The 15,488-nt window shown below is 68.4% G+C and carries 17 protein-coding genes; 10 read left to right on the forward strand and 7 right to left on the reverse strand.

The features are described 5' to 3' along the window. Positions 1–134: 134 nt before the first annotated feature. Entirely contained in the window at positions 135–722 is a 588-nt protein-coding gene (locus ACZ6YV_RS28210) for a DUF305 domain-containing protein (protein WP_465512475.1), read from the reverse strand. 46 nt (positions 723–768) lie between these two features. Then, positions 769–1,155 (reverse strand): DUF6153 family protein, encoded by a 387-nt coding sequence (locus tag ACZ6YV_RS28215; protein ID WP_465512476.1) that lies wholly within the window; start codon positions 1,153–1,155, stop codon positions 769–771. A gap of 46 nt (positions 1,156–1,201) precedes the next feature. On the opposite strand from ACZ6YV_RS28215, the gene ACZ6YV_RS28220 reads away from it, so the two are divergent. Then, entirely contained in the window at positions 1,202–2,248 is a 1,047-nt protein-coding gene (locus ACZ6YV_RS28220; RefSeq protein WP_465512477.1) for a winged helix DNA-binding domain-containing protein, read from the forward strand. Here the strand turns inward: ACZ6YV_RS28220 and ACZ6YV_RS28225 are convergent. Next, positions 2,241–3,398, reverse strand: a complete 1,158-nt coding sequence (locus ACZ6YV_RS28225; RefSeq protein ID WP_465512478.1) for an epoxide hydrolase family protein — start codon at positions 3,396–3,398, stop codon at positions 2,241–2,243. The two genes, ACZ6YV_RS28220 and ACZ6YV_RS28225, sit on opposite strands and share 8 nt — an antisense overlap. 78 nt (positions 3,399–3,476) lie before the next feature. Between ACZ6YV_RS28225 and ACZ6YV_RS28230 the strand changes: the two genes are divergently transcribed. Both ACZ6YV_RS28230 and ACZ6YV_RS28235 read left to right on the forward strand, forming a co-directional pair. Then, entirely contained in the window at positions 3,477–3,869 is a 393-nt protein-coding gene (locus ACZ6YV_RS28230; RefSeq protein WP_465512479.1) for an NUDIX hydrolase, read from the forward strand. Positions 3,870–3,911: 42 nt separating this feature from the next. Continuing rightward, positions 3,912–4,322: a hypothetical protein gene (locus tag ACZ6YV_RS28235; protein WP_465512480.1), complete on the forward strand. Its 411-nt coding sequence runs from the start codon at positions 3,912–3,914 to the stop codon at positions 4,320–4,322. Here the strand turns inward: ACZ6YV_RS28235 and ACZ6YV_RS28240 are convergent. Next, positions 4,227–5,495 (reverse strand): MFS transporter, encoded by a 1,269-nt coding sequence (locus tag ACZ6YV_RS28240; RefSeq protein ID WP_465512481.1) that lies wholly within the window; start codon positions 5,493–5,495, stop codon positions 4,227–4,229. The two genes, ACZ6YV_RS28235 and ACZ6YV_RS28240, sit on opposite strands and share 96 nt — an antisense overlap. A gap of 80 nt (positions 5,496–5,575) precedes the next feature. Here ACZ6YV_RS28240 and pdxR point away from each other — a divergent pair, with 80 nt between their 5' ends. From pdxR to ACZ6YV_RS28265, 5 genes are all read left to right on the forward strand, one after another. Further along, positions 5,576–6,988 carry a MocR-like pyridoxine biosynthesis transcription factor PdxR gene (gene pdxR / locus ACZ6YV_RS28245; protein WP_465512482.1) on the forward strand — a complete coding sequence of 471 codons (1,413 nt, stop codon included), beginning with the start codon at positions 5,576–5,578 and terminating at the stop codon, positions 6,986–6,988. Positions 6,989–7,937: 949 nt separating this feature from the next. Then, positions 7,938–8,381 carry a single-stranded DNA-binding protein gene (locus ACZ6YV_RS28250; protein WP_378237629.1) on the forward strand — a complete coding sequence of 148 codons (444 nt, stop codon included), beginning with the start codon at positions 7,938–7,940 and terminating at the stop codon, positions 8,379–8,381. An 84-nt stretch (positions 8,382–8,465) separates the two neighbouring features. After that, a complete protein-coding gene (locus ACZ6YV_RS28255) occupies positions 8,466–9,509 on the forward strand; it encodes a polyprenyl synthetase family protein (RefSeq protein WP_465512483.1) in 1,044 nt (347 codons plus the stop codon). A 36-nt stretch (positions 9,510–9,545) separates the two neighbouring features. Next, a complete protein-coding gene (locus ACZ6YV_RS28260) occupies positions 9,546–9,854 on the forward strand; it encodes a cupin domain-containing protein (protein ID WP_465512484.1) in 309 nt (102 codons plus the stop codon). Positions 9,855–9,948: 94 nt separating this feature from the next. Further along, a complete protein-coding gene (locus ACZ6YV_RS28265; RefSeq protein WP_465512485.1) occupies positions 9,949–10,575 on the forward strand; it encodes a TetR/AcrR family transcriptional regulator in 627 nt (208 codons plus the stop codon). Here ACZ6YV_RS28265 and ACZ6YV_RS28270 read toward each other — a convergent pair. Further along, entirely contained in the window at positions 10,565–11,515 is a 951-nt protein-coding gene (locus tag ACZ6YV_RS28270) for a hypothetical protein (RefSeq protein WP_465512486.1), read from the reverse strand. The genes ACZ6YV_RS28265 and ACZ6YV_RS28270 overlap by 11 nt on opposite strands. 300 nt (positions 11,516–11,815) lie before the next feature. On the opposite strand from ACZ6YV_RS28270, the gene ACZ6YV_RS28275 reads away from it, so the two are divergent. Together ACZ6YV_RS28275 and ACZ6YV_RS28280 are read left to right on the forward strand one after the other, a co-directional pair. Further along, entirely contained in the window at positions 11,816–13,309 is a 1,494-nt protein-coding gene (locus ACZ6YV_RS28275; RefSeq protein ID WP_465512487.1) for a PfkB family carbohydrate kinase, read from the forward strand. 98 nt (positions 13,310–13,407) lie between these two features. Continuing rightward, entirely contained in the window at positions 13,408–14,277 is an 870-nt protein-coding gene (locus ACZ6YV_RS28280; protein ID WP_465512488.1) for a hypothetical protein, read from the forward strand. Here the strand turns inward: ACZ6YV_RS28280 and ACZ6YV_RS28285 are convergent. Together ACZ6YV_RS28285 and ACZ6YV_RS28290 are read right to left on the reverse strand one after the other, a co-directional pair. Further along, positions 14,274–14,831 carry a hypothetical protein gene (locus tag ACZ6YV_RS28285; protein ID WP_465512489.1) on the reverse strand — a complete coding sequence of 186 codons (558 nt, stop codon included), beginning with the start codon at positions 14,829–14,831 and terminating at the stop codon, positions 14,274–14,276. The two genes, ACZ6YV_RS28280 and ACZ6YV_RS28285, sit on opposite strands and share 4 nt — an antisense overlap. Positions 14,832–14,888: 57 nt before the next feature. Next, positions 14,889–15,401: a mycothiol transferase gene (locus ACZ6YV_RS28290; RefSeq protein ID WP_465512490.1), complete on the reverse strand. Its 513-nt coding sequence runs from the start codon at positions 15,399–15,401 to the stop codon at positions 14,889–14,891. Positions 15,402–15,488: the final 87 nt, after the last annotated feature.

Below are 15,488 nucleotides of genomic sequence, written 5' to 3' on the forward strand. Positions count from 1 at the left end.
CCGCCCGCCACTCCCGCCGGGGGCCCCGGGTCCCCCACCCCCAACCCCGCGGGGGGGGCGCGGGGGCGGCGGGGGGGGGGGGGGGCGGCGGCCCCCCCCCCCCCCCCCCACCGCCTCACTCAACACCGCCTGACTCAGCCGAGGAGCATGCGCATCTCGGTGATCTCGGCCTGCTGACCGTCGATCACCTTCTGCGCCAACGCTTTCACCTCGGCGTTGCTGCCCTGCCGCAACGCTGTCTTCGCCATCGCGAGCGCGCCCTCGTGATGCTTGACCATCATTTCCAGCCACTGCTTGTCGAACGCGGCGCCCTTGGCTTGGCCGAGTTTCGCGAGATCGTCCTCGGTCATCATGCCGGACATCGAGCCGTGCGCGGAGTGCTCACCCGACGGCGCCACTCCCCAGCCCTTCAGCAATCCGTTCAGCTGCTGGATTTCCGGGTCCTGCGCCTGCTTGATGCGGGCGGCGAGAACGACGACCTTCGCGTCGCGGGTGCGGCCGTCGACGAGTTTCGCCATCGCGAGCGCCTGTTCGTGGTGCGGGATCATCCCTTGCGCGAACGTGACGTCGGCCTGGTTGTGCCCGGCCTGCTGGGGATCCGGTGCCTTCATCGTGGACATGTCGTGCCCGCTGGAAGCGGTGTCGGAACCGGCGCAGCCGGCGAGCACGACGAAGGAGGCCAGGGCGGCGAGGGCCGCCCCGACCAGTTTCCTGCTGGTCATGGTTCTTCCTCAAGTCGTTTCGGGTAGGGCGAGACGTGCTCGCCTGTCACACCCGCGACACGCAGAGGAAGGACAAGTGCCGGAGAACCGGTCTCCAGCGCGGCGGATCACGACCCGGAGCCGAGCCACCGCTCTGCCGCGACTTCCCGGTCCGCACCATCCGCCCTGTCCGGACGAGCAGCCAGGTGACGATCAACAACACGGCCGCGGCGAGCACCGCGAGACACAGATGCAGTCCACTGTGTTCAGTAGGTGCGCCGTCGTCGTGCGAAGGAGTGTCCGCACAACACGGATCCGCCATCGCGACCGCGGCGGTCTCGTGCCCCGCGCCGTGACCGGCCCCGGCGATGACGTGATGCATCCCGACCAGTCCCAGCGCCACCACGCACAACAACAGCCACCGCAGGGCGGCCGGGTACGAGGACTGGGTCACGGCTCCACCGTAGCCGAACCGCTCACGCCCATGAGATCGTCACCGGGTGACGCTGTCCGACGACGACATCCGCGCTGTCCGCGCCCGCGCGCAACTGCTCAGCGCCCCGGCCACGGACGTGCTCGACGTGGCGCGGTCCGTCGCCGCGATCCAGGCACAGTCGAGCCCCGCCGCCAGGCTCGCGATCCGGGCCCGCAGCCGGGGCCTGACCGAGTCGGACGTCGACGTGTCCCGCGAGGTGACGCGCACCTGGCTGATGCGCAAGACCCTCCACCTCGTGCCGTCGGCGGATCTCCGTTGGCTGAACCGGCTGTTCGGTCCGCGCAACGCCCAGGCGGGGCAGGGACGCCGACGGCAACTGGACCTCACCGACGAACTCTGCGAAAGCGCGCTGAAACGCCTCCAGGACCTCTTGCCGGGCAAGGCGCTCACCCGGCGAGAGATCGTCGACGGCTTGGCCGCCGACGGCATCGTGCTCGACGCTAAGTCCCAGGCACCGGCCCATCTCCTGGCGTACGCGGCCAACCGCGGGCTGCTCTGCCGAGGCCAGGACGACGGCGCGGAGCCGACGTACGTACTACTCGACGAGTGGACCACTGAGGAACACACCCCGGACGAGCCGCACGCGGAACTCGCCCATCGCTACCTGACCGCGTATGGCATCGCGACTGGCGAGGACTTCGGTGCCTGGTCCGGACTGCCGCTCGGGCTCTGCCGCGAGGCCTTCGGCAAGCTCGATCTCGTTCCCGCCGGCAGCGGCTTCGCCCTCGCCGAGACCGAGCTTTCCGCTCCCCCGTGTCCCCCGCGCCTGCTCGGCGCCTTCGACACCTTTCTGCTGGGCTACCGCGACCGTGATCTGCTCCTCGATCCGGCCGAGGCGAAACGCGTCAACTCCGGCGGCGGGATGATCGCGCCGACCGTGCTGGTCGACGGCAGGATCGCCGGAACCTGGCACACCAAGCGGACCGCGAAGCAGATGAAGGTCGTCATCGAACCCTTCGCCACGCTTTCGCGGACCGCCATCACCGGGCTGGAGTCCGAAGTGGACGATTACGGCCGGTTCCTCGGGGAAGCGGCCGTGCTCGTCATTTGAGGGACCGGAAGAATTCCCGCACGTCCGCGACCAGGATTTCGGGCTCTTCCATCGCCGCGAAGTGACCACCGCGATCGACGTCGGTCCACCGCACGATCGTGTGCGCCTCCTCCGAGTACCGCCGGATCCCGACGTCGTGCGCGAAGATCAGCGCCGCCGTCGGCACGCCGGAGTTCTTCTCGACGGCTCCCCAGGTCTCCGCCTGCGCGTAGCCGACGTACGCGGACGAAGCCGCCGTGCCGGTGAGCCAGGTGAACATGACGTTGGTCAGCAACCTGTCCCGGCCGATGATCTCCTCGGGCAGCGTCGGGCGCGGATGCGTCCACTCACGGAACTTGTCCATGATCCACGCCAGTTGTGCGACCGGGGAATCCACGAGCCCGTAACCAAGGGTCTGCGGCCGTGTCGACTGGATCGCGATGTACCCGAACTCCTCCTGCATGAAAGCCCCGATCCGCCGGATGCGGTCGCGTTCGATGTCGGTGAGAGAAGCGAGTTCCTCCTCCGAAAGCGACATCGGGGGCATCGGCGTCAGGCCGCCGTTGACGTGCACGCCGATCACCTTGTCCGGCGCGCTCCGGCCCACCGCCGGCGACACGTCGGCACCGAGGTCGCCGCCTTGGACGCCGTAGCGCTCGTACCCGAGCCGCCGCATCAGCTCCGCCCAGGCGCGGCCGATCCTCGGCATGGTCCAGCCGGAATCCGAGACGGGGCCGGAGAACCCGAAGCCGGGCAGCGACGGGATCACGAGGTGGAACGCGTCCGCCGCGTCGCCACCGTGTGCCTTCGGGTCGGTGAGCGGACCGATGACGTCCAGGAACTCCGCCACCGAACCCGGCCAGCCGTGCGTGAGGATCAGCGGGGTCGCGTCGGGCTCGGGCGAGCGGACGTGCAGGAAGTGAATCCGCTGTCCGTCGATGACCGTGGTGAACTGCGGAAAGCGGTTGATCTCACTTTCGGCGGCACGCCAGTCGTAACCGTCGCACCAGTATTCGGCGAGTCCGCGCAGCCAGGACACCGGCACTCCGGTGTCCCACCCGTCCCCGGGGAGCGGAGCGGGCCAGCGCGCGCTGCCGAGCTTCGCGCGCAGTTCGTCCAGCTGCTCCTGGGGGACGTCGAGGCGGAAGGGGCGGATCTCGGTGTTTTCCATGAAGCCCACGCTACGAGGCATTGCGGACAGTTTCTGTCCTCGATCCGAGAAGTGTCCCGAATAGGGGAAGATGCGCTGGTGACGGACAAGTACTTGGCCTACGGCAGGCTCATCCGCGACGGGAAGATCCTGTTCATCCGGCGGCGTCCGGGGTCCTTCCTCGGCGGCCACTGGGAACTGCCGGGCGGCACCGTCGAGCCGGGTGAACAGCCGCGGCAGACCGTGGTCCGCGAGTTCGCCGAGGAGACCGGGCTGACCGTCCGGGTCACCGGCGAACGCGGCACCCACGGCTGGGACGACGTCGAGGGCAGGCCGATGCGGATCCACGCCGCCGTGTACGAGCTCGCCGAAGGGGAACCGGGCGAAGTCGTGCTCAATCCCGAGGAACACGACGCCTTCGCCTGGTACACCCGGGAAGAAGCCGCCGGACTCGACCTCGCCGACCACTTCCGCCAGGCACTCGAGGGCTGATCCCGGGACCAGTCCCGAGTGGACCTTCCTACGCTCTCCGACATGCGTCGACGCCTTCTCCTGCCCCTCGCCGCACTCGCTCTCGTGGCGGGCTGCGGTTCGCCCTCCCCCGCCGAGCCCCCGAAGCCCGCGGACGGCACCGATCTCTCCGCCTGCGCCGACGGTCTCTGCGAGGTGAGCGCACCGGTGGGCGCGAAAGTGGCGCTCCCCGCCCGGACCAACGTCGAATCCGTGAGCGTGCTGTCCGTGGACGGCGAAACCGTCATGCTGATCGCCAGGGGCATCGGGAAGCGGCAGGGCGACTCCTGCGCCGGAAAATGCGAGGCCTCGGGGACGGGCAAGGACTTCAAAGCCAAGCTATGGACGGGCAGCGAGCTGGTCTACAACGACCTTGCGATCAAACTTCTCGGCGTGGGCGACGGTGCCGCCGTCCTCAAGTTCACTCCGCAGTGACCTGGTCCGCTCCGCCCAGCGAACGGCGGGTGTGGTGAGCATGCCCGCGAGCAGGAACAGCCCGCCCAGCACCACCCAGCCCGCCGCGCCGCCCACCAGGATCAGGCCGGTCAGCAGGACCGGGCCGAGCATGCGGGCCACAGCGGTCCCTGCCCCGAAGAGCCCCTGGTACTGGCCTTGCTTGCCGTCGGGAGCGAGCCCGAAGCCGATCTCCCACGAGCCCGCCGCCTGGGCCATCTCCCCCACCACCTGCAACGCGGCCCCCGCGAGCAGGACCAGTGCCGCCGCCCACGCGGAACTGCTCAGGGCGGAGAACGAGAAGATCAAGCAGGAGAGGAAAAGCAGCAAGCCCGCGTACCGGGCGTAGCGCGAGGCACTGCGCAGGCCGGTCACGCCGCGCGCCACGCGGACCTGGAAGACCACCACACTCGCCGTGTTGAGCACCAGCATCGCCGAGACCAGCCAGCCGGGAGCGGCGGTCTTCGTCGAGATCCACAGCGGCAGGACCAGGCTGAACAGCGGCATGTAGAGCAACATGATCATGTTGAGCAACGCCAACAGCGCGTACGGGCGGTCGCGGAGCACGGCCACGGACGGCTCGCCGGTCTTCGCCGGCACCGGTGCCACCGAAGCGACCTCGCGGAGGACGAGAGCCGCGGCGACGAAAGCCAGCGCGTCGATGACGAAGACGGTCAGGAAGGCTTCTCGCGTGCCGAGCGCCAGCGCGATCCCGCCGAGCGCAGCGCCGGTCGCGATCCCCGCGTTGGACATCGCCTGCAGCCGGGCCCGGAACGTCGTGCGCTCGGCCGGGTCGATCAGAGCGGCGAGCAACGCCTGCCTCGCCGCGCCGAGCCCGCATTGGAAGCAGGCGTAGACGCAGGCCGCGAGCACGAACGCGACGACCGAATCGACGAAGAGGAACGCCGTGACCGACGCGGCGGTGCCGAGTCCCAGGAAGACGGCCGTCCCCTTCGGCCCGCGACGGTCGGCCAGATGCCCCAGCGCGACTCCGGCCACCGAGCCCGCCGCCCAGCCCACAGTGAGGCCGAGGCCGACCTGCGCGGGCGAAAGCCCGACGATCAGCGTGAAGTACAGGGCCGAGCTGACGTAGTAGGCGCCGTCGCCGACGGAGCTGATCAGCTGGGCCAAGGCCAGTCTCTTCGTGGACTCCATGGACTCAAGTTAGGCGTCGGATTGGCCACATCCCAGTTCCAATATCCGACATTCTGGTTGGGCCAATATAGGCTCAGGCCGTGCCGTTCCACATCAGCCTCGACGGTCATACCGACCTGGCCGCGCGGATCTACCGTCAGCTCCGCGACGGCATCCTCGACGGGCGCCTGCGCCCCGGGGAACGCCTGCCGCCGACCAGGGAACTGGCCCTCGAACTCGACGTCTCGCGCAACACCGTCGCCGTCGCCTACGAACGGCTCACCGCGGAAGGCTTCCTCAGCAGCCATGTCGGACGCGGGACGTTCGTCAGCGCCGATCCAGTGGCTCGCTCGGAGCGTGCCGCGCCGGCGGGCACCGGAGTACGGCCTATCGAGCGTTGGCGTTCGCTTCCGGCTCCGCTCGGCGCCGACCGGTCCGCCCCCGCCTTCGACTTCCGCGTCGGCGTCCCGGATCCGGCCCTGTTCCCGCTGCGGACCTGGCGACGGCTGGTCAGCCAGGCCCTGCGGCCCTCGTTGCTGCCGCCGTCGGGGTACGCCGACCCGGCCGGTCTCGAAGCGCTACGAGTGGCGATCGCCCGGCACATCGGCGCCGCCCGGTCAGTACAGGCCGGCGGTGAGGACGTCCTGGTCACCCAGGGGGCGCAGCAGGCCCTCGACCTGATCGGCCGGGTCCTGATCGAACCCGGCACGCGGGTCGCCGTCGAAGACCCCGGCTATCCCCCGGCTGAGCGGCTCTTCACCGCTCTCGGCGCCCGGGTCGCGAAGGTGCCGGTGGACGACGAAGGCCTCGACGTCACCGCGCTCGCCAAGGGCACCCGCCTGATCTATACGACGCCATCGCACCAGTTCCCACTCGGCACGCCGATGTCCCTAGCCAGGAGGACGGCGCTGCTGGCGTGGGCGGAGCGGAACGACGCGGTGATCGTCGAGGACGATTACGACAGCGAGTACCGCTTCTCGGAGCGGCCGCTCGAACCGCTCCAGAGCCTGGACCGCGGCGGCAGGGTGCTCTACGTCGGATCGTTCTCGAAGACCCTGCTTCCCTTGCTGCGACTGGGTTTCCTCGTCGCACCGGCGTCACTGCGCCCGGCGTTGCGGCAGGCGAAGCAACTGATGGACTGGCACGGCGACCTCGTCACCCAAGCGGCATTGGCGAGCTTCATCGACGAAGGCCTGCTCTCTCGCCACGTGCGCAAGGCCACCCGGGAGTATTCGGCGCGGCGGGACCGGATCCTGGCCTTCGCGCGCGACGGGTCGCGAGGTGTGCTGGAAGTCGTCCCGTCGAGCGCGGGACTCCATCTGTGCGCGTTGATGAATCCACAAGCGACGGTCACTGTGGACGATGTCGTCGCGAAGGCTTCGCGGGCTGGGGTGGCCGTCGAAAGCTTGTCCTCGTATGGGGGAACGCGCGACGGGCTGGTGGTCGGGTACGGGCTGGTCGGGGTCGATCGGATCGATGAGGGGCTCTCGCGGCTCGGGGAGTGCTTCCGTTGAGGGGTACGGCAAATATGGCGCGACCGAGTCCAGCGCTGAGCAGACCCTCGCCATCGGCTTCACAGCAGGGACTTCACGACGCGGCCTGAACCGACCCACAGGGAGCCGACCGCGACCGTCCACAAAGGACGATTCTTCCTGTTGAAGCGTCCGATTTGAGCACTTTGTGCGACTTTACGGAGGGGTCGTGCGTGGCAATGAGGATTCTATTTGGGCCGAAAGGCGAATGCGACATGTCGCGAAAGCCACTTTCGGGACATCTGATGTCGCGAAAGTGGCTTTCGCGACGTGCCCGGCCCTGCGTCACCGTGGTGCCCCGAATGTGGCATTGGGGACGCTGGATGTCCCCAATGCCACATTGGGGGCACCATTCCTGCCAGGACATCTTTGCCTTTCGGCCCAATAACCCTCATCGCCACTCACGAGACCTGGACCTGCTCGGTTCCGGATCCTTCACGTACTTAGAGGAGGCGTGAAGGTCGAGTTTCCTCGGCTGAGCCGAGGGAAGGGGTCCTTCACGCGGAGCCGCTGTGACTGCCGGTGCGACTGGGGCGCGCGCGGCGATCGCCAAGCCCCGCGACCAACCCGCAGCCAGAACCCAGTAGGTACCTAAGACATCCTTGACCCTAACCCGACCCACCACTCGCGCCCCCTTCACGAAGCCGCGCAAAACGGACACTGCCACCACAGCAAAAGTCCCTTAAGGACGGTCAGGAAGGACCAGGTGCTCCCTGACGACTCCGGCACGCCACCTTTGCCTCACCCCTCAAAACAGGTCGCCGGGATGCCGTGACAGGGAACTTCACGCCACTTTTCGCCCTGAACCGCCCTTTCACGACCCCCGCCCGCCACGGGGCGCCGGAAACTGTCGTACCCCGGTGGTCTCCTCTTCCCAGGCGACAGCGGGCCCCGGCCGGGGCCCGCGCGCGGAAGCTGAGGAGGAAGTCCCATGGCCGGAGAAACGGTGCTCACGGTGATCGGCAACCTGACGACCGACCCGGAGCTGAGGTTCACCCCGTCGGGAGCGGCGGTCGCGAACTTCACGGTCGCGTCGACGCCGCGCGTGCTGGACCGCGAGAGCGGGGAATGGCGCGACGGCGAGCCGCTGTTCCTGCGCTGCTCACTGTGGAAGCAGGCCGCGGAGAACCTGGCCGAATCACTCACCCGCGGCACCAGGGTGATCGTGCAGGGCAGGCTGAAACAGCGCTCGTTCGAGACCAAGGAAGGCGAGAAACGAACGGTGGTGGAACTCGATGTCGACGAGATCGGCCCGTCTCTGCGCTACGCCACGGCGAAGGTGAACAAGGCGGGCCGGAGTTCGGGCGGTACCCCGTCGGACGGCGCGTGGGAGCGACCGCCGGTGACCGCCGGCAGTCCGGAGCCGCCCTTCTGACCCGGCGGTTTCCCTCTCGGGAGGGAGCGATCTCCCCCGCCCGCGCCATGCGGTCGCGCACCTCCGGCTCGGATGCTGGAGGTCGTGAACACGACCACGATCGTCACCGAACTCGGCCTGGACCCGGCCGACGAGCGGCACGCGGAGTTCGCCGCCGGACTCCGCACCGGGTTGTCCCGGGTCGAAGACAGACTTCAGGAGGTGTTGCGCAGCCCCGGTTATCCGGAGCTCACCGAAGCCGCCACCCATCTCGTCCGCGCGGGCGGGAAACGGCTCCGGCCGTTGATGGCGCTGGCCGGAGCGGCGTTCGGCGAGCGCCATCAACGGGCGGAGCGGGACGACGCGATCTCGGCGGCCGTGCTCGTCGAACTCGTCCACGTCGCGACGCTCTACCACGACGACGTCATGGACGAGGCGCCGATGCGACATGGCGTGACGAGTGCGAATTCCTTGTGGGGAAACAAGAAGGCCGTCTTGATCGGCGACTACGTGCTCGCTTGCGCGGCGCGGGTCGGCGCCGGGCTCGGCGACTACGCGTTGCGCTCGCAGGCAAAGACGTTCGGCAGGCTCGTCCGCGGTCAGTTCCTCGAGACGACGGGGCCGTTCGAAGACTGTGGACAGCACGCGCCCTACGAGCATCACATCCAGGTGATGGCCGACAAGTCCGCGTCGCTGATCGCGATGGCGGGACGGCTCGGTGCCCAGGTGTCGGGTGCGGATGAGCGGACGATCGAAACGTTGGGCCAGTACGGCGAACTGATCGGTGTCGCGTTCCAGATCTCCGACGACGTCCTCGACATCGCCGCGTCCACAGCCGACCTCGGCAAGTCCGCGGGCACGGATCTCCGCGAAGGGATCGTCACCCTGCCGATGCTTCACGCGCTCGACGACCGAGGGCCCGGTGCCGCCCGCTTGCGCGAGCTCATCGGGCACGGGCCGGTTCCCGATCCGGCGCTCCGTGAAGAGGCGCTCGGGCTCCTGCGCGAGTCCGCCGGTGTCGATCGCGCCCTCGCCGAAGCCCACGGATTCGCCGCCAAGGCCAGGGACCTCGCGCTCAGCCTCCCGGAGCACCCCGCCAGGGCGCTGCTCGTCGGTCTTTCGGCGTTCGTGGTCGACCGCGGCGAATAGGCCCACGGTGGATGCGGCCGGGGTTAGGGTGGCGGAATGGCCACCGAAACCCTGGAAAATGTCGAAGGCCGCGACATCGGCTCCGGAGTCTCGATCATCCGCGAGCGGACCGATGTCGACGGTTCCGGACCGAGGCTGCACCAGCACCCGTACCGCGAGACGTTCGTCGTCATCCGCGGCCGGGCCAGGTTCACCATCGGGGACGCCGAACGCGAAGGCGGGGCGGGCGACGTCCTGGTGGTGCCCGCGGAAACCCCGCACAAGTTCGCCGTGATCGGACCGGGAACCTACGAAGCCGTCCACATCCACGAGAGCGACCGGTTCATCACCGAGTGGCTCGAATAAATTCTGTCGGCCGCAAGAAAACCCTTTCCCAGGCTAGAATCCCGACGATGTGCCCGTGGCCGGCGGGCACCCGAGGCGACGGGAACCGGGAACTGTGACCGACGTGGCGGACCGCAGCGGTGACGAAACCCGCCGGGTGGACAGATTCGATCAGCGACGTGCGCAGCTGGCGATGTCGGCGCTCGTCACGTTGTCCGAACTGGGCTACGCCCGCACGAGCCTGCGGGAGATCGCGCAGAACTCCGAGTTCTCCCACGGGGTACTGCACTACTACTTCCGGAACAAGGCCGAGCTGATCACCTACTGCGTCAAGCAGTACAAGGCCGAATGCGTCACCAGGTACGACCGGATAGTCGAGACTTCGGAAACGGCAGAAGAGCTGAAGCTGGCCTTCAGCGCCGCGACGGCGGGCACACTGTGCGAGAACGCCCGGCTGCATCGGCTCTGGTACGACCTGCGCAACCAGAGCCTGTTCGAGAAGATGTTCCAGACCGACGTGCTCGCCATCGACGAGACACTCGAACTGATGATCTGGCGGGTCGTGGCCCGGTACGCGGAACTGCTGGGCAAGCCGCTGGATCTCGCGCCGTCGACGACGTATGCGCTCTTCGACGGCCTGTTCCAGCAAGGCCTGCTGAAACACCTCGCCGGCCGGGAAGACGCGGCGAGGTGCCTTCAGGATTCTGTCGGGCAGGTACTGGCGCGGCTTTTCACCACTTGACGGTCGGATACCAGAGGACGCCGGTCCGGCCGAGCACGCGCAGATCCCAGTACAGCAGCGTGAACGTGCCGGCGACCAGCAGCGCGGCCCCGGTCACCACGGCGATCCTGGTGGGTTTCGCGAGCATCCACCGCTGCAGCCGCCCGCCCGTGCCGTTTGTGAGCAGAAGGAACAACAACGCCATCACCACGATGTTGCCGACGGATTGGAGGGCGAACGCGGCGGCGCCGTAGAAGACGTTGTGGCTTTCGGCCGCGCTGCGGAACATCATCCGGAACAGCGGGAACGGCCTGCCGATCAGGAACCCGCCGATGAGCGCGCCCATCAGGACGAGCGGCGCGTGCGGGAACCGGCGGGTGAGGCCGGCGATCGGGTTGCGGACGATACCGACGGAAGCCAGGCCCAGCACGATGAACACGATCCCGATCACGCCGTAGACGATCATCGACTGGATGTTCCGCGGCGTGAGCCCGCTCGGCGACGAAGCGGTCGAGAACTGCGGCATCCGCGTGCCGACGAGCGCGACGATGACGCCGTACACCACCGAGACCGTCAGCATCCCCGCCGCGATCCAGCCCAGCGGCTTCAGGGTGTTGACGAACTTCGGCCGTCCGGCGGTCTCTCCGCCGACAAGCGGGGCGACGGCACCGAAGGCGGCGATGTTGCACGCGGTGAACGTTCCGGCGAGTCCCGAAACGAACGCGAAGAGCGTCCCGGCGAGGACTCCGCCGATCGGGGTCTCCTTCGCGTTGTGCCCGAGGAGGGTGTTGGCCACGCTGTCCCCGATCACACTGTCCACAAAGGGCGCGGACCAGAGCACCGTCAGGGCGAAACCGGCGAGGACGGACCAGAGCACCACCCGCCACCGGTGTTCCGGATACGGTCCGGAGCCGAGGAAATTCGCTTGTGGGGTAACGGGAACGCGTTCGGTGACGGACATTCGTTCCTCCAGCGGCAGACGGCTTCCCCCTGTCGCTCATCGTTGTTCCGCCATCGGGAGGGCGCCACCTCCAAAGTGCCGATCTGTCCTTGGGCCGTCCGGCTCCGGGTATCCCGGGTTTCACCGGTCCGGCGGGTGTTTCCGAGGGATCCGATAGGCTAGGTGCACACGGTGGCCCGGAACGGATCTTCGCCTCTCGGCATCTGCCGCCGAACTCCGCCAATTGCCGTACTGGCGCCGGTCGGTGATGCCTCGAGAGGAATCGTCGGCGGCCTTGATCCGAAACGGAGCCGTGATTCCATGAGTGGTCCGATTCCCAGCGCCGACGCGGTCCGGACGGCGTTGACCCGCCTGAGGACACGAACCGGCCTGAGCGCGGCCAGGCTGCGTTCGACCGAGGTCGGGGTGCGGGCGCTCTTCGACCTTCCCGTCGTCAAACAGGCCACGTCCGCCGACGGCCTGGAGCCGGAGGCGGCGGACAAGGTCATCCGGCGGCTCGCCGGCCAGCTGCCCCTGACCGAACTCGCTATCGTCGACGCCGCGCTTTCCCTCGGCCTGCTCGCGAAACGCCTGCCCGGCCGCCGGGAGATCGCCTCGCTCTACGCCGCCGACGTCGGGGAACGCCGCGAGCGTCTGGTGGACCTGTGGAGCCGGATCCACGAATGGCTCGGGGCGCCACCCCCGGACACCTCGATGACGGTCCGCGGCCTGCGCACGACGCAGGAGGCAGACGCCATCGAGAAGCTCGCCGAACTGTGCGTCCGAGAATCGTGGCCGGATCCGATCCCGGCGGAGGTGGGCAGGTCCCGCGACGGCAGGGCGGGGACGACGATCACGGTGATCGGTTCCGCCGTGACGGACCAGCTCTACGTCACCGACCACATCCCCGAGTCCGGGGCGTCGGCGGCACTGGAGACCTACGAGACCCATCCCGGCGGGAAGGGCCTCGTCCACGCCGTGGCGAGCGCGCGGATGGGCATGAACGTGCACCTCATGACCGCGCTCGGCGACGACGCGCCGGGCCGGGAGCTGACCGGCTACATGGATCGCGAAGGGCTGAACACGGATCTGGTCAAGATCACGCCGAACGCGAGCTCACCGGTCGTCGCGGTGTTCATGACCCCGTCCGGACGGGGCAGGTACCTCTCGTGGATGAACCAGAAGCTGGTCCGCCTGGTCCCCACCGATTTTCACACCGCGAGACCGCGGAGCGCGCTCGAATCGTCGGACGCGGTCGTGATCACCTTCGAACAACCGCTCGACACGACCCGTGCCGCCTTGCGCGCGGTGGGCGAACTGGAGAACGAACCTCTCGTCGTCGTCAGGCCGGCGCCTCCGGTCAAGGATCCGAAAGCGCTTTACGCTCATTTCAAGGACATCGACTTCTTGATCGGTACTCGCTGGGAACTGCAGAAGCTCATGCCGGGCGTCAAGGGAGAGCCGAGTACCGAAGAGCTGGCGAAGGGTTTGCGGGACCTGGGTGCCCGCGGGGTCTGCGTCACCGAGGAATTCGGCTGTGTCTTCCGCTCGGAACGCGCCGACCTGGACATCGCCCGGTTCCCGGCCCGGCTGCGGGACACGCCGGGCGCTCGTGAAGCGTTCAGCGCGGCCTTGATCCACCGGATCCTGACGAAGGGGCGAAAGCCCGACAGCGCCGATCTCGAATGGGCCACCGCTGCCATGAGCGCGTCACAGTCGTTCGGCGGCGTCGCCGATTCGATGCCGGACGTCCACAAAGTCGAGCGGATCGTCGAGGCGCAAGTGGAGCGTGACCGGATAACCCCGAAAAGGTGAAAGCTCCGGATTCTCGTGGGATCATCGTCAGACGCGTGCCGCCGGGGCGAAACGGCGGCATGGCTACCTGCTCAGGCTACTGAATCCTGCGGAGGACGATGGACTTCGACGAGGTCGCGGACGCGCTCTACGCCGGCGATCCGGCCGAGTTCGTATCGGTGCGCAACCAGCGGGCGAAAGAGGCCAAAGCGGCGGGCGAGGCCGCGTTGGCCGAACGTATCCGCGCGCTCCGGAAACCCACGCTGGCGGCCACGATCCTCAATCGCCGCGCGGGGTCTCCCGAGCTGGCGGAACTCGCCCGGCTGGGTGACGATCTGCGAAAGGCGCATTCGGCACTGGCGGGCGCGGAACTGCGCAAGCTCACCCGGCGGCGTCAGGAACTGGTGAACCGGATCCTGCAGGACGAGCGCTCGATGAGCGAGCCTGTCACCCGCGAAGTCGAAGCGACGCTCGAAGCCGTCGTGGCCGATCCCGAGGTGGCGGCCCTCGCCCTGGCCGGGCGGCTGAGCAGTGGCGCCGGCAGTGCCGGCGACCAGTGGCTGACCAGCGGTTTCATCCCGCCGCCGAATCGGGAACCCGTGCCGGACCGGGAAAAGCCTGCCACCGTGTCGCATTTGGACGATCGACGGAAGGCGAAACGGGAGGCCGCTGAGAAGGCCGAGCAGGAGCGGATCGACAAGGCCAGGGAAGAGGCCGAACGCGAACAGAAACGGGTGGCCGAGTTCAACCGGCTCCGGCGCGAAGCGGCCGATCTCGTGAAGGCCTGCAAGCAGGCGGAAATCGAACTCGCCCGAGCCGAACGCCGGACCGAGAAGGCGACGGAGAAGGCGAACGACCTCCGGCGGCGCCTCGCCGACGCCGAACTCGAGGAGGAGGCGGCGAACGACGAGACAGCCGCCGCCCAGACCACCTTGAACGATCTGCGCACCGAGGCCGGTCGGATCGACGAGGCCCTCGAACAGTTCTAGGCGGGCTGGCGAACCCGCGTGGCCGCCACCCGGCGTCCGTAAGCCGTCTTCCCGCCCGGCTTGTACACCGACAGCACGGTCATCGTCAGGTACATCGTCGTGGACACGATGATCGGGTAGAACCCGTCCACGCGACGACCGGCCGGCACGAGCATACCGTCCATAGTGGACTCGGCCGCCGCCGCCAGCTCCCGGAGCCCCGGCAACAAAGAGAACAACGTCAGTCCGGCGGCGATCAGGGTCAGCAGCAGTTTGACCGCGACCCACTTGTACCGGATCAGCCCCCATTTCGTGCCGAGACTGAGCACGATCCCGCTGATCAGGGCGGTCAGGCTCACCGGCAGCAGGAGGTAGCCGCCGATCTGCTCCATCATCAGGATGGCCGCGTGCTGGCGCCGGGCGTCGTCGGTGAACACCGAGGTGAAGGTCAGGACCGTGTTCACCATGGTGATCCCGAGCCAGCCGAGTGACGAGACGACATGGACGACGAGGACGAGCTTCCGCCACCGCGGGGTGAGCGTCATCGGCGGTCGCCGCGCCGTGGAGGTACTCATGCGCCCAGTGTTTCGACGGACTGTGCTCCCGTCGTCCGTCGTGGAGCGGCACCTGGTCTACGTAGCGCGGAGTACGAGCCCCCGGAGGTACGCGGCCTGCCCGGCGTGCTGGAGGTCGTCGGACAGCACGCTGACCAGGCGAACCCCGAGGGTGACGGGTGGATCCCACGCGTCGTCGACGATACGGTCAAGGTCGGCTTCGGCGAGGCCGGCGACCCAAGCCGCCGTCGCCTCGTGCACCGCGTCGTAGTAGCCGGTCAGCAGCTCGGCGGAGCCGACCCGGACGGCGTCGACGTCCTCGGGGCGATGGCCGTACCCGATGTCGGCCGCCGGGAGCGGCAGGGCGAACCGGTCCAGCCAGCCCTGCGACGTCCAGAGCTGCTCGGTGCCCATGAGGTCGGCGACGTGATCGTCCTGGACCCGGGTCAGATGCCAGACCAGCCAGGCGATCGTGTTCGCGCCCGGTGCCGGGCTCGCGACCAGCTGCTCGGCGCTCAAGCCCTCGACGGCCGCGTGCACGACCTCTTGGACACGGCCGAAGCCGTCGGCCATCACCTCGGCCAGTTTCATCGATTCCCCTTCCGGCGTCTCCCGCCCACGATGCCACCACGAGGTGACCCCTGCCTTACAACCTTGACTTATATAAGCCCAGGCCGT

Source organism: Amycolatopsis sp. NPDC102522, assembly GCF_055584485.1.

Coding starts and splice junctions, on each gene's coding strand:
- ACZ6YV_RS28225 (WP_465512478.1), bottom strand. CDS start 3,398: ATGGAAAACACCGAGATCCGCCCCTTCCGCCTCGACGTCCCCCAGGAG.
- ACZ6YV_RS28270 (WP_465512486.1), bottom strand. CDS start 11,515: ATGTCCGTCACCGAACGCGTTCCCGTTACCCCACAAGCGAATTTCCTC.
- ACZ6YV_RS28280 (WP_465512488.1), top strand. CDS start 13,408: ATGGACTTCGACGAGGTCGCGGACGCGCTCTACGCCGGCGATCCGGCC.
- ACZ6YV_RS28275 (WP_465512487.1), top strand. CDS start 11,816: ATGAGTGGTCCGATTCCCAGCGCCGACGCGGTCCGGACGGCGTTGACC.
- ACZ6YV_RS28290 (WP_465512490.1), bottom strand. CDS start 15,401: ATGAAACTGGCCGAGGTGATGGCCGACGGCTTCGGCCGTGTCCAAGAG.
- ACZ6YV_RS28235 (WP_465512480.1), top strand. CDS start 3,912: ATGCGTCGACGCCTTCTCCTGCCCCTCGCCGCACTCGCTCTCGTGGCG.
- ACZ6YV_RS28250 (WP_378237629.1), top strand. CDS start 7,938: ATGGCCGGAGAAACGGTGCTCACGGTGATCGGCAACCTGACGACCGAC.
- ACZ6YV_RS28260 (WP_465512484.1), top strand. CDS start 9,546: ATGGCCACCGAAACCCTGGAAAATGTCGAAGGCCGCGACATCGGCTCC.
- ACZ6YV_RS28240 (WP_465512481.1), bottom strand. CDS start 5,495: ATGGAGTCCACGAAGAGACTGGCCTTGGCCCAGCTGATCAGCTCCGTC.
- ACZ6YV_RS28210 (WP_465512475.1), bottom strand. CDS start 722: ATGACCAGCAGGAAACTGGTCGGGGCGGCCCTCGCCGCCCTGGCCTCC.
- ACZ6YV_RS28285 (WP_465512489.1), bottom strand. CDS start 14,831: ATGAGTACCTCCACGGCGCGGCGACCGCCGATGACGCTCACCCCGCGG.